Source organism: Pseudomonas sp. LB3P93 (genome assembly GCF_054898025.1).
The window spans coordinates 1,017,301-1,042,938 of record NZ_CM142713.1 but is presented as its reverse complement, the minus strand read 5'-3'; the positions used below and the strand labels follow the sequence as shown (position 1 = coordinate 1,042,938).

The window sequence follows — 25,638 nt, the reverse complement described above, 5'->3', positions numbered from 1 at the left end:
GAGCTGCGCCTCGTATAATGCGCGACATTATGGGCGGTCTCATACCGCCTGCAACCTTTCAGGACGTGCTTAATGCTCAAGGCGCTGCGTTTTTCCGGCTGGCCGCTGTTGGCCGGCGTGCTTATCGCTTTACTGATCATCCAGCGTTTTCCGGAGTGGGTCGGGCTGCCGAGTCTCGACGTCAACCTGCAGCAAGCGCCGCAAAGCACCACCGCGCAACAGGGTCCGGTGTCCTATGCCGACGCGGTGACCACGGCCGCGCCGTCGGTGGTGAACCTGTACACCACCAAAGTCATCAACAAACCAAATCATCCGCTGTTCGAAGATCCGCAGTTCCGCCGTTTCTTCGGCGACAACTCGCCCAAGCAGAAGCGCATGGAGTCGAGCCTGGGTTCCGGCGTGATCATGAGCCCGGAAGGCTATTTGCTGACCAACAACCACGTCACCAGCGGCGCCGACCAGATTGTGGTCGCGCTCAAGGATGGACGTGAAACCCTGGCCCGCGTGATCGGCAGCGACCCGGAAACCGACCTCGCGGTCCTGAAGATCGATCTGAAGAATCTGCCGTCGATCACCGTCGGCCGCTCCGACAACATCCGCATCGGTGACGTTGCCCTGGCCATCGGCAACCCGTTTGGCGTCGGCCAGACAGTGACCATGGGCATCATCAGCGCCACCGGGCGTAACCAGCTGGGCCTGAACAACTACGAAGACTTCATCCAGACCGACGCTGCGATCAACCCTGGCAACTCCGGTGGCGCACTGGTGGATGCCAACGGCAACCTGACCGGGATCAACACGGCGATCTTCTCCAAGTCCGGCGGCTCGCAAGGCATCGGTTTTGCGATCCCGGTCAAACTGGCCATGGAAGTGATGAAGTCGATCATCGAACACGGCCAGGTGATTCGCGGTTGGCTGGGCATTGAAGTGCAGCCGTTGACCCAGGAACTGGCGGAATCGTTTGGTCTGTCGGGGCGACCGGGCATTGTGGTCGCGGGGATTTTCCGTGACGGTCCGGCGCAGAAGGCCGGCCTGCAACTGGGTGACGTGATTCTCAGCATCGACGGCGAACCGGCCGGCGATGGTCGTCGTTCGATGAACCAGGTCGCGCGGATCAAACCGACCGACAAAGTCACGATTCAGGTGATGCGCAACGGCAAAGAGCTGAAGCTCACCGCTGAAATCGGCCTGCGACCGCCACCGGCGCCGGTCAAAGAAAAAGAAGAAAACTGAAGCCAGCCCGAGGCTCTCCGGCTAACAGCAGACATTCTCATTAGGCATGTTATATTGTTTCAATATCTCTATTGGAACAACATAACATGTCATCTCGAAAAATGGCTTCCGTGGCAAGTCTTGCCCTCGGCCTGCTGGGTGATCCGGTCTTCGCCGAAGAGCCCGGCACCCTCGAACTGGATGCGATCAGCGTCACCTCCGACTACGAATCCCCCACCGGCCCGGTCACGGGTTACCGCGCAACGCGTTCTTCCAGCGCGACCAAAACCGACACCGCCATTCGCGATATCCCGCAATCCATCAGCGTCATTCCCGTCAGCGTGCTCAACGACCTGGGCAGCACCAGCGTCGAGCGTGCCCTGGATTTTGCCGGCGGCGTGTCGAAGCAAAACAACTTCGGCGGTCTGACGCTTTATGAATACAGCGTGCGCGGCTTCACCACGTCGGAGTTCTACAAGGATGGCTTCAGCGCCAACCGGGGTTACCCGAGTACGCCGGACGTGGCCAACATCGAGCGCATCGAAGTGCTCAAAGGCCCCGCCGCCAGTCTCTACGGACGCGGCGATCCAGGCGGCACGGTCAACATCGTCACCAAGAAACCCCAGCCTGAAGCCTTCACCACCCTGCAAACCAGCGCCGGCAGTTGGGATCGTTATCGAACTGCGCTGGACGTCAACACGCCGCTGGATGACGACGCCAACGTGCTGTCCCGAATCAACCTGGCGGTCGAGGACAACCACAGCTTCCGCGATCACGTAGACAGCCAGCGAGTGTTCGTCGCGCCCTCCTTCAGTTGGCAACTGAACCCGGACACCAGCCTCTTGGTGGAGAGCGAATTCGTCCGTCACAGCTCCACGTTCGATCGCGGCATCGTCGCGCCGAACAACACGTGGAGCGGCGTTTCTCGTTCGACCTTCCTCGGCGAACCCAATGACGGCAACATCGATAACCACAACAACCTGCTGCAAGCCACGCTCGAACACCATCTCAACGACAGTTGGAAACTGCGCCTGGCCAGCCATTACAAGGAAGGCAAACTCTGGGGCTACGCCTCGGAAAACCGCCCGTTGAATGCCGACGGCCACACGCTCAATCGACGTTATCGTGAGCGCGATACGAACTGGCACGACAGCATCACCCAACTCGAATTACGCGGTCTGTTCGACCTCGGCAGCTGGCAGCACGAACTGCTGATTGGCACCGAGTACGAGAACTTCCGTAAAAACGAACGGGTCACGACCATTGCCGGTGGCCCCTACGCCATCGATATCTATCAGCCGGTCTACGGCCAGCCAAAACCCAACGGCACGCGCTCCGGCACTGATTTGTTTGAACACGTCGAAAGCCAGGCGCTGAACCTGCAGGATCAGATCGTCTTCACCGACAAACTGCGCGGCATGCTGGGTGCACGCTTCGAACACTTCGAGCAAAGCATCGACGATCACAGCCGCGGCGCCACCAGCCGTCAGAGCCACGACGCGTTGACCCAGCGGGCCGGCCTGCTCTATCAGCTGACACCCGAAGTCGGTCTGTTTGCCAACGCCTCCACCTCGTTCAAACCAAACAATGGTCTGGACGCGGGTGGCAAATCCTTCGACCCGGAAGAAGGCGTCGGATACGAAGTCGGGATCAAGAGCGAGCTGTTCGACGACCGCTTGAGCACCACCCTCGCCGCCTTTCATATCGAAAAGGAAAATGTGCTCGCACTCGACCCGGGCACGGACACCAGCCGCGCCATGGGCAAGGCCCGCAGCCAGGGATTCGACCTGCAAGTCACCGGGCAAGTCACCGACGCCGTGCGGGTGATCGGTGCCTTCGCCTACATCGACGCCGAGGTCACCCAGGGCGACAAAGTTATTCCCACCGGCAGCCGAATCCTCGGCGTCGCCAAACGCAGCGGCAGTCTGCTGGGCGTTTATGAATTTCAGAATGGCCATTTGCGCGGTTCCGACGTCGGCGCGGCGTTCACCTACGTCGGCGATCGCTCGGGCGAATCCGGTAGCGATTTCGAGTTGCCGGCCTACCACACCGTCGACCTGCTGGCCCATTACAAGGCCAGTGAAAACGTCACTGTCGGCCTGAACCTGAACAACCTGTTCGACGAGAAATACTACGAGCGCTCGTACAGCAACTACTGGGTCAACCCCGGCGAGCCGCGCAATTTCACCGTCAGCCTCACACTCAATCTGTAAAAGGAAGTTCCCATGCAACACCTCAAACCCGCACTGCTCAGCCTGCTGCTCGGCCTGTTGTTTACCGGCCAGGTCTCGGCCCATGGCCTTTGGACCGAACAACGTCGCGGCAACATCGAAGTGATTTACGGCCACGGCGCCGAAGACAACGCCTTCAAGGCGCAGAAAATCAGCGGCGCCTGGGCGTATGACGTCAGCGGCAAAATGATCCCGGTGACCGTGCAGCGCCTGGCCGATCACGCACGCCTGCAACCGCTGAAGCCGCCCGCCGTGATGGCGGTGGCGCTGGACAATGGCATGTGGTCGCAGACGGCGGATAAAAAATGGATCAACGAAGGCCGCAGCAAAGTGCCGGGAGCGATCGAGTCGACACAGACCTTCAAATACAGCCTGGCGATTTATCAGCCCGGGGCGAAGTTGCCGAAGCTTGATCAGATGAAACTGCTGATTCTGCCGGAGGTTGATCCGCTGACGGTCGGGCCGGGCAAATTGCTGCCAGTGCGGGTGCTACTGGATGGGAAACCGGCGGCGGGTGTGAAATTGATTGGCGACTATCGAAGTGCGCCGAATACGTTGAGCACTGAGACGGATAAGGATGGTCGGGCGCAGGTGGTGGTGCGTAATGAGGGGTTGAATGTGATTTCGGCGCAGATGGAGATTGTGCTGAAGGACAATCCAGATGTAGCAACGCGCGGGGTATTCAGCTCACTGACGTTCCTCGGCGAACCGCATCACGAATGATCAATGAGCTATTTCTAAACGATCTAATCTACTGTCATTTCTGACAGTAGATTCCCCTATAGGGGCGAGATTAACGTTGCCAGGACAGAGTTTCCAGCACGGTCACTCTGCTAAAAGCAGTTAATCCATTGAGAGATCGAACATGAATCCAGAAAAACCGGAAAAATTACAACGAGTCGGCGAATTCGTCGTAAACATTCAAGGCAACCCGATCCCAATGACCTTCACCGATGTCGAGCGCCATGCTTATGTTGAGGACAACGGAGGTTATTTAAGAGGAAGTCGGGGTAATGAAGCGGGTGTTTGGATCGGGTACGCAAAGGAAGCTAAACCACGGACAACAGAAACCTATCATTACCCGACTGATTTCCAAGGCAAGCCATACGTTGAGTGGTTTTTCGAAAATGCAGGGACGCGCCATAACGCAGAAACTGGGGAAGTTACCGTTACGTTCTCATCCAATCTAGAGGCCACGGGTACATTTAAATTCATCGACAAGGAACGTAAAAATTACACGGGTACGTTTGATGTTCGTTGGCAATAGTGTTCTGTTACATCACATCATATTGTGGGAGCGTGATGGGCAAGCCACGCTCCCACAAAATGGTGTTGATTTAAAGGTCGCCGAGGCCGTCGACCAGCGCCTGATTCTGTTCAGGCGTACCAATCGAGATCCGCAGGAACTGCGCAATCCGCTCCTGCTTGAAGTGCCGGACGATCACACCTTGCTCGCGCAACTTCGCCGCCAGCCCGGCCGCATCGTGCTTCGGATGACGAGCAAAAATGAAGTTCGCCGCCGAAGGCAGCACTTCAAAGCCCTTCCCTTCCAGTTGCGCAACGACCCACTCACGATGCTCGATGACCAACCGGCAGGTCTTGTCGAAGTACTCGCGATCCTCGAACGCGGCGGCTGCACCGACATTCGCCATGCGATCAATCGGGTAGGAGTTGAAGCTGTTCTTGATCCGCTCCAGCGCCTCGATCAAATCCGGATGCCCCACTGCCAGACCAACGCGCAGCCCAGCCAGCGAGCGGGACTTGGACAGGGTCTGAGTCACCAGAAGATTCGGATAACGGTCTACCAACGTGATCGCCGTCTCGCCGCCAAAGTCGATGTAAGCCTCATCCACCACAACCACCGAATCCGGGCTGGCCTTGAGGATTTGCTCCACCGCGTCCAGTGCCAGCAGGCAGCCGGTTGGCGCGTTCGGGTTCGGAAAGATGACTCCGCCGTTTGGCTTGGCGTAGTCCGCGGGGTTGATCTGGAACCGCTCGTCCAGCGGCACCGCCTCGAACTTGATGCCATACAAACCGCAGTAGACCGGATAGAAGCTGTAGCTGATGTCCGGGAACAGCAGCGGTTTATCGTGTTGGAGCAAACCGTGAAAGATGTGCGCCAGGACTTCATCGGAACCATTGCCGAGGAACACCTGATTGGCCTTCACGCCGTAATACGCAGCCACCGCGTTTTTCAGCAGATCGCTGTTCGGGTCCGGGTACAGACGCAAGTTATCGTTCAGTTCGGTTTGCATCGCCGCCAAGGCTTTTGGCGATGGGCCGTAAGGGTTTTCGTTGGTGTTGAGCTTTACCAGCTTCGCCAGTTTCGGCTGCTCGCCCGGCACGTAAGGCACCAGATCCTTGACGAACGAGCTCCAGAATTTACTCATGTTCAGTTCCCCTTTTGCTCGTCAACGATGCGGTATTCGGCGCTGCGGGCGTGGGCGGTCAGCGACTCGCCACGGGCCAGCACGGAAGCGGTTTTGCCCAGTTCGGACGCACCCTGCTCGGAGCAGAAGATGATCGATGAGCGTTTCTGGAAGTCGTACACACCCAGCGGCGAGGAAAAGCGCGCAGTGCCGGACGTCGGCAAAACGTGGTTCGGACCTGCGCAGTAATCGCCCAGGGCTTCGGAGGTGTGACGGCCCATGAAGATCGCGCCCGCGTGACGGATCAGCGGCAGCCAGGCTTGCGGATCGGCGACCGACAACTCCAGGTGCTCCGGCGCAATGCGGTTGGCCACTTCGATGGCTTGTTCCATGTCGCGAACCTTGATCAACGCGCCACGGCCATTGATCGAGGTTTCGATGATCTCGGCGCGCTCCATGGTCGGCAGCAGTTTGGCGATGCTGGCCGCGACTTTGTCGAGGAACTCGGCGTCCGGACTGACCAGAATCGCCTGGGCGTCTTCGTCGTGCTCGGCCTGGGAGAACAGGTCCATGGCGATCCAGTCCGGATCGGTGTGGCCGTCGCATACCACGAGGATTTCCGATGGGCCGGCGATCATGTCGATGCCGACCTGGCCGAACACGTGGCGCTTGGCGGTGGCGACATAGATGTTGCCCGGACCGACCACCTTGTCGACCTTCGGCACGCTTTCGGTGCCGTAAGCCAACGCGGCAACCGCTTGCGCGCCGCCGATGGTGAAGACGCGGTCGACACCGGCGATGCAGGCCGCGGCCAGCACCAATTCGTTGATTTCACCACGCGGGGTCGGCACCACCATGACCACTTCGGTCACACCGGCGACCTTGGCCGGAATCGCATTCATCAGCACCGAGGACGGGTACGACGCCTTGCCGCCCGGGACGTACAGGCCGGCGCGATCCAGCGGCGTGACCTTCTGACCGAGCACCGTACCGTCGGCTTCGGTGTAGCTCCAGGAATCCTGCTTCTGTTTTTCGTGGTAGCTACGGACTCGGGTCGCGGCTTTTTCCAGCGCTTCGCGCTGAGGCACGGTGATCCGGGTCAGGGCCAATTCCAGGCGTTCGCGCGGCAGGATCAGATCCGCCATGGACGCAACGTCCAGGCCGTCGAATTGCCGGGTGAAGTCCACCAGCGCTGCATCGCCACGCTCGCGCACGGCTTTGATGATGTCCAGCACTCGCTGATTGACCGAGTCGTCAGACACACTTTCCCAGCTCAGCAGATGATCCAGATGATGCGCGAAATCCGGGTCAGCAGCGTTGAGTCGGCGAATTGCAGTCGGTGCGGTCATAGCGAGAGCCTCATAGGATTGGCAAAAATCTCAGGCGCCCGAAGCTAACATTCGATCCGCTTGGGCACCTGAGAATTCTGGCTATGAGGCGGATAGACGGCGCGACTTGACGTCGCGCAGGTGAATCAGCCGCGGTGTCGAGACTCCACTGCCTTGCGCAGGGTGTCGATCAACGCCTGGATACGGGCGTGCTGCATTTTCATCGAAGCTTTGTTGACGATCAGCCGGGAGCTGATGTCGGCAATGAAATCCTGAGGTTCCAGGCCATTGGCACGCAAGGTGTTACCGGTGTCGACCACGTCGATGATCTTGTCCGCCAGACCGATCAGCGGCGCCAGTTCCATCGAACCGTAAAGCTTGATGATGTCGACCTGACGGCCCTGCTCGGCGTAGTAACGCTTGGCAACGTTGACGAACTTGGTCGCAACGCGCAGGCGGCCCTTGGGCTCGACGTCGCCGACACGGCCGGCGGTCATCAGCTTGCAAAGAGCAATTCGCAGGTCCAGAGGTTCGTACAGGCCCTGGCCGCCATATTCCATCAGCACATCTTTACCGGCGACGCCCAGGTCCGCGGCACCATGCTCGACGTAGGTCGGCACATCGGTGGCGCGCACGATCAGCAGACGCACATCGGCCTGAGTCGTGGGGATGATCAGCTTGCGGCTCTTGTCCGGATTCTCGGTCGGCACGATGCCCGCTTCAGCCAGAAGCGGCAGGGTGTCGTCAAGGATGCGGCCCTTGGACAGTGCGATGGTCAACATGGGAAACGTCAGTCCTTATCAGGCTACTGATGCCCGGTCGCAAACGGCGCCGGACACACATCGAGCCTGAAACAGGCTCGACTTGAAACAAATTCAACGGGCGCATCCTTGTGCCCATGCAGCAGAAACTAGCCCGGTACGCGGCGGATCTTGGCGCCGAGCATCTGCAGTTTCTCTTCGATGCACTCGTAACCACGGTCAATGTGGTAGATGCGGTCGATCAGGGTGTCGCCTTCGGCGATCAGTGCCGAGATCACCAGGCTGGCCGAAGCACGCAGGTCGGTGGCCATGACTGGCGCGCCCTTGAGCTTTTCGATGCCGGTAACGATGGCGGTGTTGCCTTCGACCTGGATGTGCGCGCCCATGCGGTGCAGTTCGTAAACGTGCATGAAGCGGTTTTCGAAGATCGTCTCGATCACTGCGCCCGTGCCTTCGGCAATGGCGTTGAGGGAGATGAACTGCGCTTGCATGTCGGTCGGAAACGCCGGGTAAGGAGCGGTCCGCACGTTGACGGCTTTTGGCCGCTTGCCGTGCATGTTCAGCTCGATCCAGTCTTCGCCGCAGGTGATTTCCGCACCCGATTCCTTGAGTTTCTCAAGAACGGCTTCGAGGATGGTCGGATCAGTGTCCTTGACCTTCACACGACCGCCGGTCACGGCTGCTGCCACCAGGTAGGTGCCGGTTTCGATACGGTCAGGCATCACTTTGTAGGTGGTCGGGTGCAGACGCTCAACGCCATCGATGGTGATGGTGTCGGTGCCGGCGCCAGTGATCTTGGCACCCATGGCGATCAGGAAGTTCGCCAGGTCGACGACTTCAGGCTCGCGCGCGGCGTTGGCCAAAACGCTGCGGCCCTTGGCCAGAGCGGCGGCCATCATGATGTTTTCGGTACCGGTTACGCTGACGGTGTCGAAGAAGAAGTGCGCACCGCGCAAGCCGCCTTCTGGCGCCTTGGCCTTGATGTAGCCGCCTTCGACATCGATGACCGCGCCCATGGCTTCGAGACCACGGATGTGCAGGTCAACCGGACGCGAGCCGATGGCGCAACCGCCAGGCAGTGCGACTTCGGCTTCACCGAAACGGGCAACCATCGGGCCCAGCACCAGGATCGACGCACGCATGGTCTTCACCAGTTCGTACGGAGCGATCAGGGTCTTGATGGTGCGCGGGTCGATTTCGACGCTGAGCTTCTCGTCGATTACCGGCTCGATGCCCATGCGACCGAACAGCTCGATCATCGTGGTGATGTCGTGCAGGTGCGGCAGGTTGGCAACGGTTACCGGGCCATCGCACAGCAGGGTTGCAGCCAGGATCGGCAGGGCAGAGTTCTTTGCCCCGGAGATGCGGATTTCGCCATCAAGACGAACGCCGCCAGTAATAATCAATTTATCCATAAGAATCTCGACGCCCTTGGGCTCAGGTGCGCTCGGCCCAGGCCGCGCTGCTGAAAAATTTCATAGTGACCGCATGGATGCTGCCATCGGTGATCCATGGGTTCAAATGGGCATAGATCTGCTGCTGACGCTTCACCGGGCTCAACGCCGCCAGTTCATCGCTAATCACGTTCAGCTGGAAATTGCAGCCTTCGCCCTCAACTTCTACCAACGTTCCGGGCAGCTTTCCTTCAAGGAAGCTCTTCACTTCTACGGCCTGCATGCTCAACCTCAATCGGCGCCCTGTGCGCGCGGGTCGGACATCATACAAAAAAGCCCCGCGCCTGCGAACCCCGCGAAGCAGGACTCTGACGGGGGGCTTCTTTATAGATGCGGTTAGGGATGCGCCAACAGCTCGGTCAATTCACTGACCTGAGCGATTTCGCGCATGTCTTCTGGCATCCCGCGGATGGTCAGCGCCTTGCCGGCCGCCTCAGCATCGCGCATGAAGCACAGCAGCAGGGACAAGCCCACGCTGCTGGACTTCAACACCGCCGAACAATCGACCACCACTTCGGCAGCCTTGCTGGACTTGATCAACGCCTGCCCCTGCTTGCGCAGACCAGGGCCGGTGCGGTAATCCAGCATGCCGCTAAGCCGCAGTTCGCCGGAATCGCTCATGCGAATGGCCGACACACTCATTGGGCTGGCTTCTCAGTCGATGCCTTGGCCTTGGCGACTTCCCCGGCCCAACCGTTGATGGTCTTGTCCAGGTCATTGCCATTGCGCTGCATCGCATCAGCGAACTGATCGCGGAACAGCTTGCCGATGTTGATACCGTTGATGATCACGTTGCGCAGTTTCCACTCGCCATTGATCTTCTCGAGTGTGTACGACACGGGATAGATCGAGCCGTTGGAGCCTTTGACCGTCATGGCGACGCTGGTACGGTCTCCCGACTCATCCTTGGCAGGATCGACGGTGATGCCCTGGTTGTTGTACTCGAGCAAGGCGTTGCCATAGAACTGGAACAGACCCTTTTTGAAGTTTTCTTCAAAGGTCTTCATCTGCGCAGGCGTGGCTTTACGCGAGTACTTGACCGTCATGATGCTTTTGGAAATGCCCTCGGCATCCACGACTGGCCCGACGATGGTGTTCAGCGCCGTGTAAAAGTCTTGCGGGTCCTGCTTGTATTTCTCTTTATTGGCCGACAGATCGGCCAGCAACCGACTGGTGGTGTCCTGCACGATTTCGTGCGCTGAGGGCGCTGCCACGGCGTTAGCCATCAACGGCAGGGCCGCGAGTAATACCAACAGACCACGTCGCAAGGTAGAGATCATTCAAAAGCTCCTCATTTGGCGTCTTTGCTAACGGTATTGAGCAGGAATTTACCGATCAGGTCCTCGAGCACCAGCGACGACTGGGTGTCGTGAATGGTTCCACCATCCTTGAGCAAGCCTTCCTCGCCGCCCACGCTGATACCGATGTACTTCTCGCCCAACAGGCCAGCAGTCAGGATAGATGCAGTGGAGTCAGTCGGCAGGTTATCTACGCGCTTTTCCAGCTGCATCGTCACTCGACCGGTGAAACTGTCGCGGTCCAGATCGATCGCCGTGACCTTGCCGATGGTCACACCGGCCATGGTCACTTTAGCTCTGACCGTCAAACCGGCGATATTGTCGAAATAGGCATAAAGTTTATAAGTATCGGTGGTGGCACTTGGGGACAGGCCACTGACCCGCAACGCTAGCAACAGCAAAGCCAGGATGCCAGCCAGCAAGAAAAGGCCGACACCGATTTCCAGGGTGCGGTTTTGCATCAGAAATCTCCAAACATCAAGGCGGTCAGAATAAAGTCCAGGCCGAGTACAGCCAATGAGGCATACACCACGGTCTTGGTAGTGGCACGACTGATCCCCTCGGAAGTGGGCTCGCAGTCATAGCCTTGGAATACGGCAATCCAGGTCACGACGAAGGCGAAGACGATGCTTTTGATGATGCCGTTGAGCACATCGTCAGTGAACGTCACGCTGTTCTGCATGTTGGACCAGTAGGAACCCTCATAGACACCCAGCCAGTCGACTGCCACCCACGAACCGCCCCAGATGCCCACCACGCTGAAAATCATCGCCAGCACCGGCAGGGAAATGAAGCCGGCCCACAGGCGTGGGGCAATGATGTACTTGAGCGGGTCGACGCCAATCATTTCCAGACTGGACAACTGTTCGGTGGACTTCATGTTGCCGATTTCGGCGGTCAACGCCGAACCTGCGCGCCCGGCGAACAGCAATGCCGTGACCACGGGGCCAAGTTCACGCAACAGCGTCAGTGCAACCATCTGCCCGACCGCCTGCTCCGAACCGTAGCTGGACAGAATGTTGAAGCCTTGCAGCGCCAGCACCATGCCGATGAACACCCCGGAGACCACAATGATCACCAGGGACATCACGCCCACCGAGTGCAGTTGCTTGATCAGCAGGCCAAAACCGCCGCCGATACCGCCGCGGCCGAGCAAGGCATGAAACAGGAAAATCGCCGAACGCCCGAACACCGCCAGCACATCGATGCCGGCATGGCCGAAACGACGCACGCGTTCCAATAGTGAAATCTTGCGCATCAACGCTTCCCCAGAAGATCTGCGCGGTAATCCGTCGCTGGAAAGTGGTATGCGACCGGACCGTCGGGATCGCCGGTCATGAATTGACGAATACGCGGCTCCTGCGAGTTCATCAGCTCCTCGGGAGTGCCCTGCCCCAATACTTGTCCGTCGCCCACCACATAAATGTAATCGGCAATGCTGGCTGTCTCGGCCAGATCGTGGGAGACCACAATACTGGTGATGCCCAGCGCATCGTTGAGCAATCGGATCAGGCGCACCAGCACGCCCATGGCGATAGGGTCCTGGCCGACAAAGGGTTCGTCATACATGAGGATCTGCGGATCGAGGGCAATCGCCCGCGCCAGCGCGACACGGCGCTTCATGCCACCGGACAGTTCGTCGGGCATCAGGTCGATAGCGCCACGCAACCCCACGGCCTGCAATTTGAGCAGGACGATGTCACGGATCATTTCTTCCGGCAGCTCGGTATGAACGCGCAGCGGAAAGGCGACGTTCTCGAACACATCGAGGTCGGTAAACAGCGCGCCGCTCTGAAACAGCACGCCCATGTGCTTGCGCGCATCGAACAGATCGCTGCGCGACAGCTTCGGCAGGTTCTGGCCATTGACCCAGACCTCGCCCTTGGTGGGTCGCAACTGTGCGCCCATCAATCGCAACAGCGTGGTCTTGCCACACCCGGAAGGCCCCATGATGCCGGTGACCTTGCCGCGCGGGATACGGATATCGACGTTATTGAAAATGCTGCGCGCACCGCGCTTGAAGGACAGTCCCTTCAGCTCGACCGCGTAGGCGTTATCGGCACTCATCTAAACTCCTTGCGATGCAGCCTCACACTCGGACGCCTGGCTTCCTGACGAAAGCACATACCTCCCCGGGCAGGCCGAACTGGCGGCGAACTATATCACTGCAAAGGCCAAGCGCCCAAGGCCCAAGCCCGCCCATGTTCAGCAACATGACAGGCAAAAAGCCTCATCCGGAGGGGATTAGGTAACAGGGAATGACAAAGCGTGACGAACTTGCGTGAGGGTTTTGATCATTACCGCTATAATCGCCGCCTTTTCATCAGGCTATACGATTTCTGACATGAGCCAATCCAGCGACCTGATTCAATCTGCACAACGCACCATCCGCCTCGAACTGGAAGCCGTACAAGGCTTGCTGCCCCATATCGACGCAGATTTCGTACGCGCTTGCGAGATGATTCTGGAGAGCAAAGGCCGCGTGGTCGTGGTCGGCATGGGCAAATCGGGGCACATCGGCAACAAAATCGCCGCCACCCTGGCCAGCACCGGCACCACAGCGTTTTTCGTGCACCCAGCCGAAGCCAGTCACGGCGACATGGGCATGATCACTCGCGACGACATCATCCTGGCCCTGTCGAATTCCGGTTCCACCAATGAAATCGTCACCCTGCTGCCCTTGATCAAGCGTCTGGGCATCAAATTGATCAGCGTGACCGGCAATCCGGACTCGGCACTGGCCAAGGCCGCCGAGGTCAACCTCAACGTTCACGTCGAGCACGAAGCCTGCCCGCTGAACCTGGCACCGACTTCGTCGACCACCGCCGCGCTGGTCATGGGCGATGCCCTGGCCGTTGCACTGCTGGAAGCCCGCGGCTTTACCGCTGAAGACTTCGCGTTTTCCCACCCGGGTGGCGCGCTGGGCCGACGCCTGCTGCTGAAGGTTGAAAACGTCATGCACGCCGGTCAAGAGCTGCCGCAGGTTCAGCGCGGCACGCTGCTCAAGGACGCGCTGATGGAAATGACCCGCAAGGGCCTGGGCATGACGGTGATCCTGGAAGCCGACGGCAAACTGGCCGGAATCTTCACCGACGGTGATTTGCGCCGCACACTGGACCGCAGCATCGATATCCACAGCGCCACCATCGATCAGGTCATGACCGCGCATGGCAAAACCGCTCGCGCCGAGATGCTCGCCGCCGAAGCCCTGAAAATCATGGAAGACCACAAGATCAACGCACTGGTCGTGGTCGACAGCGAAGACCGCCCGGTCGGCGCCTTGAACATGCACGACTTGCTGCGTGCGGGAGTAATGTAATGAGCACGGACCTGCTGCAACGCGGCAAACAGATCAAACTCGCAGTGTTCGACGTCGATGGCGTGCTGACCGACGGGCGCCTGTACTTCCTCGAAGACGGCAGCGAATTCAAGACGTTCAACACCCTCGACGGTCAAGGCATCAAGATGTTGATGGCAGCCGGCGTGCAGACAGCTATCATCAGCGGCCGCAAGACCCCGGTGGTCGAACGTCGAGCGAAGAATCTCGGCATTCCTCACGTTTACCAGGGGCGCGAAGACAAACTGGTGGTACTCGACGAACTTCTGGCTCAACTCAACCTGAGCTATGAGCAGGTCGCCTATCTGGGCGACGACTTGCCGGACCTGCCGGTGATTCGCCGCGTTGGCCTGGGCATGGCTGTAGCAAACGCCGCCAGCTTCGTGCGTGAACACGCCCATGGCATCACCCAGGCCCGTGGTGGCGAAGGTGCTGCTCGCGAATTCTGTGAATTGATCCTGCGCGCCCAGGGCCGCCTCGATGCGGCCAACGCCGCGTACCTGTGAGCCCCATTATGCTGAGCAAAAAGATTCGCAACATCCTGGTGTTCGGTTGCATCGCGGCGCTGTTTGCCGCGGTCGGCTACTGGAACATCAGCCCGGAACGCTTCCTCGACAAGCCGGTGGTGACGGTCGATGAAAGCGCGATCGACTATTACGCCCTCAACGCTCACAGCGTGCAGTTCCTGCCGGACGGCAAATTGCAGTACGAAATGACGTCCGACAAGGTCGAACACCTGAAAGCGAGCGAGGTGACGTTGCTGACCAACCCTGACCTGAACATGTTCCGCGGCACCGAGTTCCCGTGGCACGTGCAGAGTGAGCACGGCGAAGTCAACCCGGACGGCACTCAGGTCGAACTGATCGACTCGGTACGCATCACGCGTTTTGACGAGAAAAACCGCAAAACCCTGATTACCACCACCCGAATGACAGTGTTCCCGCAGCAGCAATATGCGCAGACCGATCAACCCGTTAGAATCGACGGCGCTGGCGGTGTATCGACAGGCAACGGAATGAAAGCGTACTTGAAAGAAAGCAGGATACACCTGCTATCGAACGTAAGAGGACAGTATGAGGCTCGTTAAAACTCTCCCTATTTTGCTCAGTCTGGGCGCAGCACTGGGAAGCGTGAGCGCCTGGGCTCTGCCGAACGATCAAGAGCAGCCTATCCGCATTCAGGCCGACGACGCCCAACTGGACGACAAGAATGGCATTGCCACCTATAAAGGTGACGTGATCATTACTCAGGGCTCGATGAAGGTCACCGGCAACACCGTGACCATCACCCGCACTGCGGCTGGCGACATCGACGTGGTGACTTCGGTGGGCAACCTCGCCTACTTCGAGCAACTGCAAACTGCCGGTGACACCAAGCCTGTTCAGGGCTGGGGTGTGACTATCCAGTACCACGCCTCGCAAAATCGCGTCGTGCTGATCGATAAGGCAAAAGTTGTCGACAAGGACAACAACGTCACCCAAGGTGAAAAAATCGTCTACGACACCGCGAAAAAGCTTGCGAGCGCCGGGCGTGCTACGGGCAGCAAGGTCACCGAGTCGCGTCCGCGCATTGACATGGTGATCCAGCCCAAGCCGAAAACCGACGAGAAAAAGGCCCAGTAATGGCAACTCTGAAAGCTCAGCATCTGGCCAAGAGCTACAAGAGCCGACAGGTCGTGCGTGACGTCAGCTTGTCCATCGACAGCGGTCAGATCGTCGGCCTGCTGGGTCCTAACGGCGCCGGCAAGACCACCTGCTTCTACATGATCGTTGGCCTGGTGCAGGCCGATCAGGGTCGCGTACTGATCGACGACCTGGACGTCAGCCACCAGCCGATGCACGGTCGTGCGAAGGCCGGTATCGGCTATCTTCCGCAAGAAGCGTCGATCTTCCGCAAACTGTCGGTGGCCGACAACATCATGGCCATCCTCGAGACCCGCAAGGAACTCGACAAAGCCGATCGTCGCAAGGAGCTGGAAAGCCTGCTGCAGGAATTCCATATCAGCCACATCCGCGACAACCTCGGCATGAGCCTGTCCGGTGGTGAACGTCGCCGTGTGGAAATCGCCCGGGCACTGGCCACCAACCCGAAATTCATCCTGCTCGACGAACCTTTCGCCGGTGTGGACCCGATTTCGGTGGGCGACATCAAACAGATCATCTATCACCTCAAGGCCAAAGGCATTGGCGTGCTGATCACGGACCACAACGTCCGTGAAACCCTGGACATCTGCGAAACCGCCTACATCGTCAATGATGGCCAGCTGATCGCTGAAGGTGACTCCGCCACCATCCTGGCCAACGAACTGGTCAAGGAAGTGTATCTGGGCCATGAGTTCCGCCTTTAAGCACTGAGGTGTCTGGCTGATTGTCCGAGCGCTTGTCTCGATAAAAAATCAATACTTTTTTATTGTTACAGCGCTCTAGGCAAACGCTGCAGTTTCGGGCATATAATTTGCTTATGTTTGGCGCTCCGGCGCCCTGTAGTGGATGGCGCATGTGCGCCGGCGAATAAGGTGTTAAGCCCCTGCCATGAAACCATCGCTAGTCTTGAGAATGGGCCAGCAGCTGACGATGACACCGCAGCTGCAACAGGCCATCCGCCTGCTCCAATTGTCGACCCTGGACCTGCAACAGGAAATCCAGGAGGCCCTGGAGTCCAATCCGATGCTCGAACGCCAGGAAGAAGGCGACGACTTCGATAACGCCGACCCCTTGGCCGACAAAGCCGAACAACTACCCAACGCCGATGTTTCGGAACCCTCCTACCAGGAAACCGCCCCCACGGTGGATAACCTCGAGGAAGGTGACTGGAACGAGCGCATTCCCAACGAACTGCCCGTCGATACCGCGTGGGAAGACGTCTACCAGACCAGCGCCAGCAGCCTGCCGAGCAACGATGACGACGAGTGGGATTTCACCACCCGCACATCGGCCGGCGAAAGCCTGCAAAGCCATTTGCTGTGGCAACTGAACCTGGCACCGATGTCCGACACCGATCGTCTGATCGCCGTGACCCTGATCGACTGCATCAACAATCAGGGCTACCTGGACGAAACCCTCGAGGAAATTCTCGAGGCCTTCGATCCGGAACTGGACATCGAACTGGACGAGATCGAAGCCGTCCTGCACCGCATCCAGCAATTCGAACCTGCCGGCATTGGCGCCCGCAACCTGGGCGAATGCCTGCTGCTGCAACTGCGCCAACTGCCCGCCAAGACGCCTTGGTTGGCCGAAGCCAAGCGTCTGGTCAGCGACTACATCGACCTGCTCGGCAGCCGCGACTACAGCCAGCTGATGCGCCGCATGAAGCTCAAGGAAGATGAACTGCGCCAGGTGATCGAGCTGGTGCAGAGCCTCAACCCGCGTCCAGGCTCGCAGATCGAATCCAGCGAAGCCGAATACGTTGTTCCTGACGTGATCGTGCGCAAGGACAACGAGCGCTGGCTGGTCGAGCTGAACCAGGAATCCGTACCACGGCTGCGGGTCAACGCCCAATACGCCGGTTTTGTGCGCCGCGCCGACACCAGCGCCGACAACACGTTCATGCGCAATCAGTTGCAAGAAGCCCGCTGGTTCATCAAGAGCCTGCAAAGCCGCAACGAAACCCTGATGAAAGTAGCCACCCAGATTGTCGAGCATCAGCGCGGCTTCCTGGAATACGGCGACGAAGCGATGAAACCGTTGGTGCTGCATGACATCGCCGAAGCGGTGGGGATGCATGAGTCAACGATTTCACGGGTGACCACGCAGAAATTCATGCATACCCCTCGGGGCATATATGAACTGAAATACTTTTTCTCCAGCCACGTCAGCACCTCCGAAGGCGGTGAATGCTCGTCCACAGCGATCCGCGCGATCATCAAAAAACTGGTTGCTGCGGAAAATCAGAAAAAGCCGTTGAGTGACAGCAAGATCGCTGGTTTACTGGAGGCACAAGGCATTCAGGTGGCTCGCCGCACCGTCGCCAAGTACCGCGAATCCCTCGGGATCGCGCCTTCGAGCGAACGCAAGCGGTTGATGTAGAGCCACGCCACAGCGTTCCAGTGGCAGGCATTTCTGCCTGCCGCTTTATGCACTGGCAACGAAGGAGAAGCTGTATGCAAGTCAACATCAGTGGACACCAACTGGAAGTGACCGAACCTCTTCGCACCTACATCGGCGAAAAACTCGAACGATTAGAGAGGCATTTCGACAAGATCACCAACGTGCAGGTCACGATGACGGTCGAAAAGCTCAAGCAGAAAATCGAAGCCACGCTGCATATTCCCGGGAATGAAGTGGTCGCCAACGCGGAACATACTGATATGTACGCGGCGATCGACGCACTCACCGACAAGCTCGATAAACAACTCAAAAAGCATAAGGAAAAGACCCAGAGCCTCCTCCAGGGCGCGACCGGTCGTTAACACTCCCAACCCATGATCCGACTTGAAAGCATCCTGACCCCCGGCCGTTCCCTCGTGAACGTGCCGGGCGGCAGCAAAAAGAAAGCCCTCGAGCAAATTGCCAACCTTATCCATAAAGAAGTCCCGGATCTGGAGATGCAAGATGTCTTCGAGGCTCTGATCGCCCGTGAAAAACTTGGCTCGACCGGTTTTGGAAACGGCATCGCCATCCCCCACTGCCGCCTCAAGGGTTGTAACTCGCCCATCAGTGCCTTGATGCACCTGGACGCCCCCATCGATTTCGACGCCATCGACGGCGCCCCGGTTGACCTGCTGTTCGTTCTGCTGGTCCCGCAAGCCGCCACCGATGCGCACCTGGAGCTACTGCGCCAGATCGCCAGCATGCTCGATCGCAAGGAAGTGCGCGAAAAACTGCGCAGCGCCCCGAGCAATGAAGCCTTGTATCAGGTTGTCCTGGACGAGCAAAACGGTCAGTAATCATGCGCTTGATCATTGTCAGTGGCCGTTCCGGCTCAGGTAAAAGTACCGCACTCGATGTTCTCGAGGACAACGGCTACTACTGCATCGACAACCTGCCCGCCGGATTGCTGCCGGAACTGGCCGAGCGCGCGCTGATTCATACCGAGCTGGCACAACCGCTGGTTGCCGTATCCATCGATGCGCGCAACCTGCCAAGTCATCTGTCGCGGTTTCCGGAACTGCTGGAAGAAGTCCGCAGTCGGCATATCAAGTGTGATGTGCTGTATCTGGACGCCGACGAAGAAACGCTGCTCAAACGCTTTTCGGAAACCCGTCGTCGCCACCCATTGAGCAACGCCAATCGCTCGCTGGCCGAGGCGATTCAAGACGAGTCCCAGTTGCTGGGCCCTATCGCCGACCTGGCCGACCTCAAGGTCAACACCACCAACCTGAACCTGTATCAGCTGCGCGATACCATCAAGCTGCGGCTGTTGAACCAGCCGGAAGCCGGCACTGCGTTCCTGGTGGAGTCTTTCGGGTTCAAGCGTGGCATGCCGGTAGATGCGGACCTGGTCTTCGATGTGCGTTGCCTGCCCAACCCTTACTGGAAGCCGGAATTGCGCGAGCAGTCCGGGCTGGATCAACCGGTGGCCGAGTACCTGGCGGCCCAACCGGACGTCGAAGAGATGTTCCAGGACATTTCCACGTACCTGCTCAAGTGGTTGCCGCGCTTTGCCGCCAGCAACCGCGCTTATGTCACCATTGCCATTGGCTGCACCGGCGGGCATCACCGCTCCGTCTACCTGACCGAACGTCTGGGCCAGGTCCTGCAACAATCCCTGAAGAACGTCCAGGTTCGCCACCGCGACCTCAGCTAAAGGATTCACATCGCGATGCCTGCTCTGGAAATCGAAATCATCAACAAGCTGGGCCTGCATGCCCGCGCTTCGGCAAAATTCGTTGGCGTTGCGGGTCAGTTCCCGGATTGCACGATCAGAGTGGGACGCACACCGGAATCCACGGTCGATGGCAAAAGCATCATGGCCATGATGATGCTTGCGGCCGGCAAGGGCACCAAAATTTACCTGAGTACTGAAGGTCATCAGGAACAGGAAGCGCTGCATGCGCTGGTGGCGTTAATCAACAATTACTTCGACGAAGGCGAGTAACGCTCAAACACCGCAGCCTTCTGTAGCAGCTGCCGAAGGCTGCGTCCGGCTGCGAAGCAGTCGTAAAATCAGCCCCCGCGGTCTTTCAAGTAAACCGTGTATTCCGGATTTACGACTGCTGCGCAGCCGAACGCAGGCTTCGCCAGCTGCTACACATTCCGCGCCAGACTCTAGGCCAACGCAGTATCCATCACCATCATCAAACAAAACCCGATCAGCAGCCCAAGGCTCGCCAGCTTGTCATGACCATTGCGTCGCGACTCGGGAATGACTTCATGGGTGACCACCAGCAGCATCGCCCCCGCCGCCAGCGCCAATCCCAACGGCAACAGCAATTCGGCCAGGCTCACCAGCCAGGCGCACAACAGCGCGAAGACCGGTTCGACCAGCCCTGATGCCGCGCCGATCAGGAACGCCTTGACCCGCGACATCCCCGCTCCTGCCAACACCAGCGCGATCACCAGACCTTCCGGCACATCCTGCAACGCAATGCCCATCGCCAGGCTGTCAGCATCCGGCATTCCTCCACCGGCCGAGACACCGACCGCCATGCCTTCAGGAATGTTGTGGGCAATGATGGCAAACACAAACAACCAGATCCGTGGTGGGATGACCGGCCGCTCCAGCGTTCCCACGAGCATTTCCGGCGAAGCGCCAGACACCTTTCGATCCACCAGAAACAGCCCGAACGCGCCGAGCATGATGCCGAAGCTGATCAGGCCGCTGGCCGCCCAAGGTGTCAGCCCCAGACTTTCAGCGGCGGAGATACCCGGAACGATCAGCGAAAACGCCGTCGCCGCGAGCATGACCCCGGCACCGAAACCGAGCAGCGTATCGCTGACCGCCTGCGGCATCCGCCGAATCACCAGCACCGGCACTGCGCCCAACGCAGTGCCCAAGGCACAAATCGCCCCGCCCTGTAGCGCGCGCAGCAGTTTGGGTTCGAGATCGAGCCACGCCAATCCATGGGCGACCAACAACGTCATGCCCGCCAGCAGCAACAACGATCCCAACGCGTAACGAAACATTCGCCCGCTTCCGATCGCCAGTGTTTCAGTGCCCATAGTCAGCCTTGGATTGTTTTTATAGAGGACTTAAACCAGCGCAGCCTGATAACGCGCAGCGACTTCGGGCCAATTGATGACGTTGTAGAACGCGTTGATGTATTCCGGACGGCGGTTCTGGTATTGCAGGTAATAAGCGTGTTCCCAGACATCCAGGCCGAGGATCGGAGTGTTACCGCTCATCAACGGGCTGTCCTGGTTACCGCTACTTCCCACGATCAGGGTCTTTTGTGGGGTCACACTTAGCCAGGCCCAGCCACTGCCAAAGCGGGTCAGCGCGGCTTTGGTGAAGGCGTCCTTGAAACTGTCCAGACCACCCAGTTGCTCATCAATCGCCGTGGCCAGCGCACCGTCGGGTTTGCCACCACCATGAGGCGCCATCACTTCCCAGAACAGCGAATGGTTGGCGTGACCACCGCCCTGATTGATCACCGCCGCGCGGAGTTTTTCCGGCAGTTGCTGGACGCTGGCGACCAGTTTTTCCACCGACCACTCGGCAAATTCGGTGCCTTCGACCGCAGCGTTGAGATTATTGATGTAGGTCTGGTGGTGCTTTGTGTAGTGGATCTCCATGGTCTGCGCATCGATATGCGGTTCCAGGGCATCGTAAGCGTAAGGCAAGGCAGGCAAGGTAAAAGCCATTTCAATGGACTCCATGATGTAGAGGCGCAGGCGATGCGGTATCGGTGTGCAGCAAACGGTGTGTGCGCGGGTATTCGCCATGCTCGCTGATGAAATTCAGCAGCTCGACATAGGTTTTGCTGCTCTGGCGTAACGCGGCTTCGCGCAGGGCCGGGGCCAGGCGCGGGTCCTGCATGGTTTGCAATAACCGCTGATGGATTGCGCACAAGTATTCGGCGCTCTCCTCCGGCTGGTTAAGACGCAGATGCAGATCTGCCAGGTTGTGATGGGAAATCACGCAGGCCGCCACCGCTTCGTCGGCATCCGCCCAGCGCTCGAACAACACTTGGGCCAGGGCCAAGGCCTGCAAGTAAGCCTCGCGGGCATCGACAAGTTCGCCCAGCATGAAATGGCGATTAGCCCTTTCGATCGTGCGTTTCCAGTGCTCCATGGTGAGCCTCCAAAGCGGTAGCGGTGATTACACGCCGCCTGCGGTGAGCTTCTCTGGGTTGAGTAACTCTTCCAGTTGGCTGCGCGTCAGGTCGGTGTGTTCGAGGGCGACATCAATCACCGGTCGGCCCTGCTGATAGGCCTTCTTGGCGATTTCAGCGGCTTTTTGGTAACCGATGATCGGGTTAAGCGCGGTCACCAGAATCGGATTGCGCGACAGCGCCTCTTTAATCCGCGCCTCGTTGACCTTGAAGCTGGCGATGGCCTTCTCACCCAGCAGGTGACTGGAGTTGGCCAGCAATTCGATGCTGCTCAGCAGGTTCTGGGCGATGATCGGCAGCATCACGTTCAATTCGAAATTGCCCGACTGACCGGCGATGGTGATGACCGTGTCATTGCCGATCACCTGGGCGGCGACCATGGCGGTGGCTTCCGGGATCACCGGGTTGACCTTGCCGGGCATTATCGAAGAACCCGGCTGCAAGGCTTCGAGTTCGATTTCGCCCAGGCCAGCCAACGGGCCGGAGTTCATCCAGCGCAGGTCGTTGGCGATTTTCATCAAGGACACCGCTGTCGCTTTGAGCTGCCCGGAGACCGCAACCGCGGTGTCCTGGGAGCCGATCAGCGCAAACAGATCCTTGCCCGGTGTGAATTGAACGTGGGTCAGCTCGCTCAGCTGTTGGCTGAAACGCGTAGCGAATTGCGGATGGGCATTGATCCCGGTGCCCACCGCCGTGCCGCCCTGAGCCAGGGATTGCAGGCTCGGCAGCAAGTCCTGCAAATGGCTGATGTTGGCCTTGAGCTGTTGCGCCCAGCCATTGAGCACTTGGCTCATGCGCACCGGCATGGCGTCCATCAGGTGTGTGCGACCGGTTTTGACATGGTGATGAACCTCTTCAGCCTTGCGCTCGATCACCTGCACCAGACGCACCAGCGCCGGCAGCAGTTGCTCATGCAACGCGAGTGCAGCGCTGACATGGATGGTGGTCGGGATGATGTCGTTGCTGCTTTGGCCGCAATTCACATGGTCGTTAGGGTTCACCGGCTCGCCGAGCAAACGGCTTGCCAGGGTGGCGATCACTTCGTTGGCGTTCATGTTGGAACTGGTGCCGGAGCCGGTCTGGAAGATGTCCACCGGAAAATGCTGCATGAAGTCGCCCTGAAGCAGACCCAGCGACGCATCGACGATGGCTTTGCCCTGGGATTCACTGATTTGCTTGAGCTCGACGTTGGCGCGGGCAGCGGCGGCTTTGGCCAGGATCAGCGAGCGGATGAACTGCACAGGCATCGGCTTGCCGCTGATCGGGAAGTTATCCACTGCGCGCTGGGTCTGCGCGCCATAGAGCGCATCCACCGGGACCTGAAGCTCGCCCATGCTGTCGCGTTCAATGCGTGTCTTGGTCATCAGAAAATCCTTGCACCAGTTCTATGAGGGGAATCGAGGGCTGCAACTCGCAGATCGCCAGTTGCCAGGTGTAGCTTTGCCAGCGCTTGAGGCGGCACTTGCATAGAGAGAGGCGTTCCAGATCGCGCAAAGGGCGCCAGGCCTGGTCCAGGCAATAGGTCCGCCAGTGCCAGGGCAGCGCGACATCGGCGGCGGTGTCGAGCAACAAGCGGAAAGACGTTTCAGCGATGGTCCAGGCAGAAGTGGCCGTGCAACACGCCAGATACCGGCCTTCAGCCAGGTAATGTTCGATCAGGCGCGGTTCATCGGGGTCCATCGCGCAACGGATCTGGCGACTCATCCAGCGCCAGCTTTCGAGGTAAGGCATCTCGTGCAAGGCAGAACTCATGATCCGGGCTCATTCGGTAATGAGATTTATTATTAGATGATAATGAGAACCAAAACAACCCCAGAGACATGCGACCAATCACTGTGGGAGCGAGCTTGCTCGCGATAGCGGCGTGTCAGACGACACACATATTGAATGTTCGGCCGCCATCGCGAGCAAGCTCGCTCCCACAGGATTTTGCGTAAGCCCAATAAAAAAAGGCGCGTCACCCATTGGGTGCCGCGCCTTTTGGTGTAGCGGTAAGGGTCAGCTACCCGCGACAGTCATCCGCTCGATCAACACCGAACCTGTACGAATATTGCTGCGCAGCTCCAGATCATTACCCACTGCAACGATCTGCTTGAACATGTCGCGCATGTTGCCGGCGATGGTCACTTCCTGGACCGCGAACTGGATTTCACCGTTCTCGACCCAGTAACCCGCCGCGCCACGGGAGTAATCGCCGGTGACCATGTTCAGGCCCTGGCCCATCAGCTCAGTAACCAGCAAGCCACGACCCATGCGGCGCAGCAAGGCGGCCTGATCTTCATCACCATGGGTGACAAACAGGTTGTGCACGCCACCCGCGTTTGCGGTGCTCGGCATGCCCAGCTTGCGACCGGAATACGTGCCGAGGATGTAGGACACCAACTCGCCTTTTTCGACGAACGGCTTGGCGTAAGTCGCCAGGCCATCGCCATCGAACGCCGAACTGCCCATGGCGCGCATCAAGTGCGGACGCTCATCGATGGTCAGCCATTCCGGGAACAGTTTCTGACCCAGCGTGCCTTCAAGGAACGATGATTTGCGGTACAGGCTGCCGCCGGAAATTGCCGAGAGGAAACTGCCGAACAAGCCACCGGCCAGCTCAGCGGAAAACAACACCGGCACTTCGCAGGTCGGCACCGGACGCGCGCCCAGTCGGCTCGCGGCACGTTGTGCGGCACGCTGGCCGATGCTCACCGGGTCGGCCAACAAGTTGCCCTGACGGTTGACGTCGTACCAGTAATCGCGCTGCATCTGGCCGTCGGCCTCGGCGATCATCACGCAGCTCAGGCTGTGACGGGTCGACGCATATCCACCGATAAAACCGTGGCTGTTGCCGTAGACACGGCAGCCTTGATGGGTGCTGAGGGTGGTACCGTCGGCGTTCTTGATCCGGCTGTCGGCAGCAAACGCCGCTGCTTCACAGGTCAGGGCCTGCTCGATGGCTTGCTCCGGGGTGATGTCCCATTCGTGGAACAGATCGAAATCCTGCAGATCCCTGGCCATCAGCGCGGCATCTGCCAAGCCGGAAGCTTCGTCTTCGGAGGTGTGCTTGGCGATGGCCAACGCAGCCGCGACGGTTTCACGAATTGCCTCAGGACCACTGGCCGAGGTGCTGGCCGAGCCTTTGCGCTGACCGACGTACAAGGTGATGCCAAAGCCCTGGTCGCGGTTGAATTCGACGGTTTCGACTTCACGCTGGCGCACCGAAGTGGACAGGCCCTGCTCCAGGGACACGGCGACCTCACAGGCACTGGCACCCTGACGCTTGGCTTCAGCGATGATCTGCTCGACTTGTTCTTGCAGTGCCGGCAACGCTTGTGGGCCGACGCTTTCAACTGCACTCATGCTGTTCTCCACTCAAATTCTGCTTTCGGCTGGGGCCTTCGAGCGACCGGGCCGGACAAGCGGCCCCCGACTGGTTATCATGGCGGCGTTT

The 25,638-nt window shown here is 59.0% G+C and carries 30 protein-coding genes; 14 read left to right on the top strand and 16 right to left on the bottom strand.

The window, feature by feature from the left end; translation table 11 throughout:
• The first annotated feature begins 72 nt into the window (after positions 1-72).
• From algW to ACYZT8_RS04455, 4 genes are all read left to right on the top strand, one after another.
• Positions 73-1,233, top strand: a complete 1,161-nt coding sequence (algW, locus tag ACYZT8_RS04470; protein ID WP_461979542.1) for a Do family serine endopeptidase AlgW — start codon at positions 73-75, stop codon at positions 1,231-1,233.
• 86 nt (positions 1,234-1,319) lie between these two features.
• Positions 1,320-3,425 carry a TonB-dependent siderophore receptor gene (locus ACYZT8_RS04465; RefSeq protein ID WP_461979540.1) on the top strand — a complete coding sequence of 702 codons (2,106 nt, stop codon included), beginning with the start codon at positions 1,320-1,322 and terminating at the stop codon, positions 3,423-3,425.
• 12 nt (positions 3,426-3,437) lie between these two features.
• Entirely contained in the window at positions 3,438-4,166 is a 729-nt protein-coding gene (locus ACYZT8_RS04460; RefSeq protein ID WP_461979538.1) for a DUF4198 domain-containing protein, read from the top strand.
• A 142-nt stretch (positions 4,167-4,308) separates the two neighbouring features.
• Positions 4,309-4,710: a hypothetical protein gene (locus ACYZT8_RS04455; protein WP_461979536.1), complete on the top strand. Its 402-nt coding sequence runs from the start codon at positions 4,309-4,311 to the stop codon at positions 4,708-4,710.
• Between the two features lie 70 nt (positions 4,711-4,780).
• On the opposite strand, the gene hisC is transcribed toward ACYZT8_RS04455, so the two are convergent.
• From hisC to ACYZT8_RS04405, 10 genes are all read right to left on the bottom strand, one after another.
• Entirely contained in the window at positions 4,781-5,833 is a 1,053-nt protein-coding gene (hisC, locus tag ACYZT8_RS04450; protein WP_461979534.1) for a histidinol-phosphate transaminase, read from the bottom strand.
• 2 nt (positions 5,834-5,835) lie between these two features.
• Positions 5,836-7,161, bottom strand: coding sequence for a histidinol dehydrogenase (hisD, locus tag ACYZT8_RS04445; protein ID WP_461979532.1), 1,326 nt, complete (start codon positions 7,159-7,161; stop codon positions 5,836-5,838).
• Positions 7,162-7,286: 125 nt separating this feature from the next.
• Complete coding sequence (gene hisG, locus ACYZT8_RS04440; RefSeq protein ID WP_007901570.1) at positions 7,287-7,922, bottom strand: ATP phosphoribosyltransferase; 636 nt, start codon at positions 7,920-7,922, stop codon at positions 7,287-7,289.
• A gap of 128 nt (positions 7,923-8,050) precedes the next feature.
• Positions 8,051-9,316: a UDP-N-acetylglucosamine 1-carboxyvinyltransferase gene (murA, locus tag ACYZT8_RS04435; RefSeq protein ID WP_461979530.1), complete on the bottom strand. Its 1,266-nt coding sequence runs from the start codon at positions 9,314-9,316 to the stop codon at positions 8,051-8,053.
• 22 nt (positions 9,317-9,338) lie between these two features.
• The gene (locus ACYZT8_RS04430; protein ID WP_007912386.1) at positions 9,339-9,578 is read right to left on the bottom strand and encodes a BolA family protein; all 240 of its coding nucleotides are present in this window, start codon (positions 9,576-9,578) and stop codon (positions 9,339-9,341) included.
• A 113-nt stretch (positions 9,579-9,691) separates the two neighbouring features.
• On the bottom strand, positions 9,692-9,997 hold the full coding sequence (locus ACYZT8_RS04425; RefSeq protein ID WP_461979528.1) for an STAS domain-containing protein: 306 nt from the start codon (positions 9,995-9,997) through the stop codon (positions 9,692-9,694).
• Positions 9,994-10,635 (bottom strand): MlaC/ttg2D family ABC transporter substrate-binding protein, encoded by a 642-nt coding sequence (locus ACYZT8_RS04420; protein ID WP_461979526.1) that lies wholly within the window; start codon positions 10,633-10,635, stop codon positions 9,994-9,996. Before ACYZT8_RS04420 ends, ACYZT8_RS04425 begins: the two co-directional genes overlap by 4 nt.
• Positions 10,636-10,646: 11 nt before the next feature.
• Complete coding sequence (mlaD, locus tag ACYZT8_RS04415) at positions 10,647-11,114, bottom strand: outer membrane lipid asymmetry maintenance protein MlaD (RefSeq protein WP_010463308.1); 468 nt, start codon at positions 11,112-11,114, stop codon at positions 10,647-10,649.
• Positions 11,114-11,911: a lipid asymmetry maintenance ABC transporter permease subunit MlaE gene (gene mlaE / locus ACYZT8_RS04410; protein ID WP_010463310.1), complete on the bottom strand. Its 798-nt coding sequence runs from the start codon at positions 11,909-11,911 to the stop codon at positions 11,114-11,116. The genes mlaD and mlaE overlap by 1 nt, the downstream gene beginning before the upstream one ends.
• Positions 11,911-12,720, bottom strand: a complete 810-nt coding sequence (locus ACYZT8_RS04405) for an ATP-binding cassette domain-containing protein (protein ID WP_131061203.1) — start codon at positions 12,718-12,720, stop codon at positions 11,911-11,913. Before ACYZT8_RS04405 ends, mlaE begins: the two co-directional genes overlap by 1 nt.
• Positions 12,721-12,997: 277 nt before the next feature.
• On the opposite strand from ACYZT8_RS04405, the gene ACYZT8_RS04400 reads away from it, so the two are divergent.
• From ACYZT8_RS04400 to ACYZT8_RS04355, 10 genes are all read left to right on the top strand, one after another.
• Positions 12,998-13,972, top strand: a complete 975-nt coding sequence (locus ACYZT8_RS04400; RefSeq protein WP_403101191.1) for a KpsF/GutQ family sugar-phosphate isomerase — start codon at positions 12,998-13,000, stop codon at positions 13,970-13,972.
• Positions 13,972-14,496, top strand: a complete 525-nt coding sequence (locus tag ACYZT8_RS04395; RefSeq protein ID WP_461979523.1) for a KdsC family phosphatase — start codon at positions 13,972-13,974, stop codon at positions 14,494-14,496. Before ACYZT8_RS04400 ends, ACYZT8_RS04395 begins: the two co-directional genes overlap by 1 nt.
• An 8-nt stretch (positions 14,497-14,504) precedes the next feature.
• Positions 14,505-15,077: an LPS export ABC transporter periplasmic protein LptC gene (gene lptC, locus ACYZT8_RS04390; protein WP_461979521.1), complete on the top strand. Its 573-nt coding sequence runs from the start codon at positions 14,505-14,507 to the stop codon at positions 15,075-15,077.
• Positions 15,064-15,612: a lipopolysaccharide transport periplasmic protein LptA gene (gene lptA / locus ACYZT8_RS04385; RefSeq protein WP_461979519.1), complete on the top strand. Its 549-nt coding sequence runs from the start codon at positions 15,064-15,066 to the stop codon at positions 15,610-15,612. The genes lptC and lptA overlap by 14 nt, the downstream gene beginning before the upstream one ends.
• Positions 15,612-16,337 (top strand): LPS export ABC transporter ATP-binding protein, encoded by a 726-nt coding sequence (lptB, locus tag ACYZT8_RS04380; protein WP_109627985.1) that lies wholly within the window; start codon positions 15,612-15,614, stop codon positions 16,335-16,337. The genes lptA and lptB overlap by 1 nt, the downstream gene beginning before the upstream one ends.
• Positions 16,338-16,521: 184 nt before the next feature.
• Positions 16,522-18,015 (top strand): RNA polymerase factor sigma-54, encoded by a 1,494-nt coding sequence (locus ACYZT8_RS04375; RefSeq protein WP_401356199.1) that lies wholly within the window; start codon positions 16,522-16,524, stop codon positions 18,013-18,015.
• Positions 18,016-18,089: 74 nt separating this feature from the next.
• A complete protein-coding gene (gene hpf / locus ACYZT8_RS04370; protein ID WP_007941242.1) occupies positions 18,090-18,398 on the top strand; it encodes a ribosome hibernation-promoting factor, HPF/YfiA family in 309 nt (102 codons plus the stop codon).
• 12 nt (positions 18,399-18,410) lie between these two features.
• Positions 18,411-18,875: a PTS IIA-like nitrogen regulatory protein PtsN gene (ptsN, locus tag ACYZT8_RS04365; protein WP_131061210.1), complete on the top strand. Its 465-nt coding sequence runs from the start codon at positions 18,411-18,413 to the stop codon at positions 18,873-18,875.
• Between the two features lie 2 nt (positions 18,876-18,877).
• Positions 18,878-19,735 (top strand): RNase adapter RapZ, encoded by an 858-nt coding sequence (gene rapZ / locus ACYZT8_RS04360; protein ID WP_461979517.1) that lies wholly within the window; start codon positions 18,878-18,880, stop codon positions 19,733-19,735.
• A gap of 15 nt (positions 19,736-19,750) precedes the next feature.
• Complete coding sequence (locus ACYZT8_RS04355) at positions 19,751-20,026, top strand: HPr family phosphocarrier protein (RefSeq protein WP_461979515.1); 276 nt, start codon at positions 19,751-19,753, stop codon at positions 20,024-20,026.
• Positions 20,027-20,196: 170 nt separating this feature from the next.
• Here the strand turns inward: ACYZT8_RS04355 and ACYZT8_RS04350 are convergent, their stop codons facing one another.
• From ACYZT8_RS04350 to pmbA, 6 genes are all read right to left on the bottom strand, one after another.
• On the bottom strand, positions 20,197-21,090 hold the full coding sequence (locus tag ACYZT8_RS04350) for a ZIP family metal transporter (protein WP_461979513.1): 894 nt from the start codon (positions 21,088-21,090) through the stop codon (positions 20,197-20,199).
• Positions 21,091-21,120: 30 nt separating this feature from the next.
• Positions 21,121-21,732, bottom strand: a complete 612-nt coding sequence (locus ACYZT8_RS04345; RefSeq protein ID WP_461979511.1) for a superoxide dismutase — start codon at positions 21,730-21,732, stop codon at positions 21,121-21,123.
• A 1-nt stretch (position 21,733) separates the two neighbouring features.
• Positions 21,734-22,162, bottom strand: a complete 429-nt coding sequence (locus ACYZT8_RS04340; protein ID WP_131061215.1) for a hypothetical protein — start codon at positions 22,160-22,162, stop codon at positions 21,734-21,736.
• A gap of 27 nt (positions 22,163-22,189) precedes the next feature.
• Positions 22,190-23,566 (bottom strand): class II fumarate hydratase, encoded by a 1,377-nt coding sequence (locus tag ACYZT8_RS04335; RefSeq protein ID WP_461979509.1) that lies wholly within the window; start codon positions 23,564-23,566, stop codon positions 22,190-22,192.
• Positions 23,547-23,954 carry a FagA protein gene (locus ACYZT8_RS04330; protein WP_461979507.1) on the bottom strand — a complete coding sequence of 136 codons (408 nt, stop codon included), beginning with the start codon at positions 23,952-23,954 and terminating at the stop codon, positions 23,547-23,549. The genes ACYZT8_RS04335 and ACYZT8_RS04330 overlap by 20 nt, the downstream gene beginning before the upstream one ends.
• A 246-nt stretch (positions 23,955-24,200) precedes the next feature.
• Complete coding sequence (gene pmbA, locus ACYZT8_RS04325; RefSeq protein WP_010463346.1) at positions 24,201-25,547, bottom strand: metalloprotease PmbA; 1,347 nt, start codon at positions 25,545-25,547, stop codon at positions 24,201-24,203.
• Between the last annotated feature and the right edge of the window lie 91 nt (positions 25,548-25,638).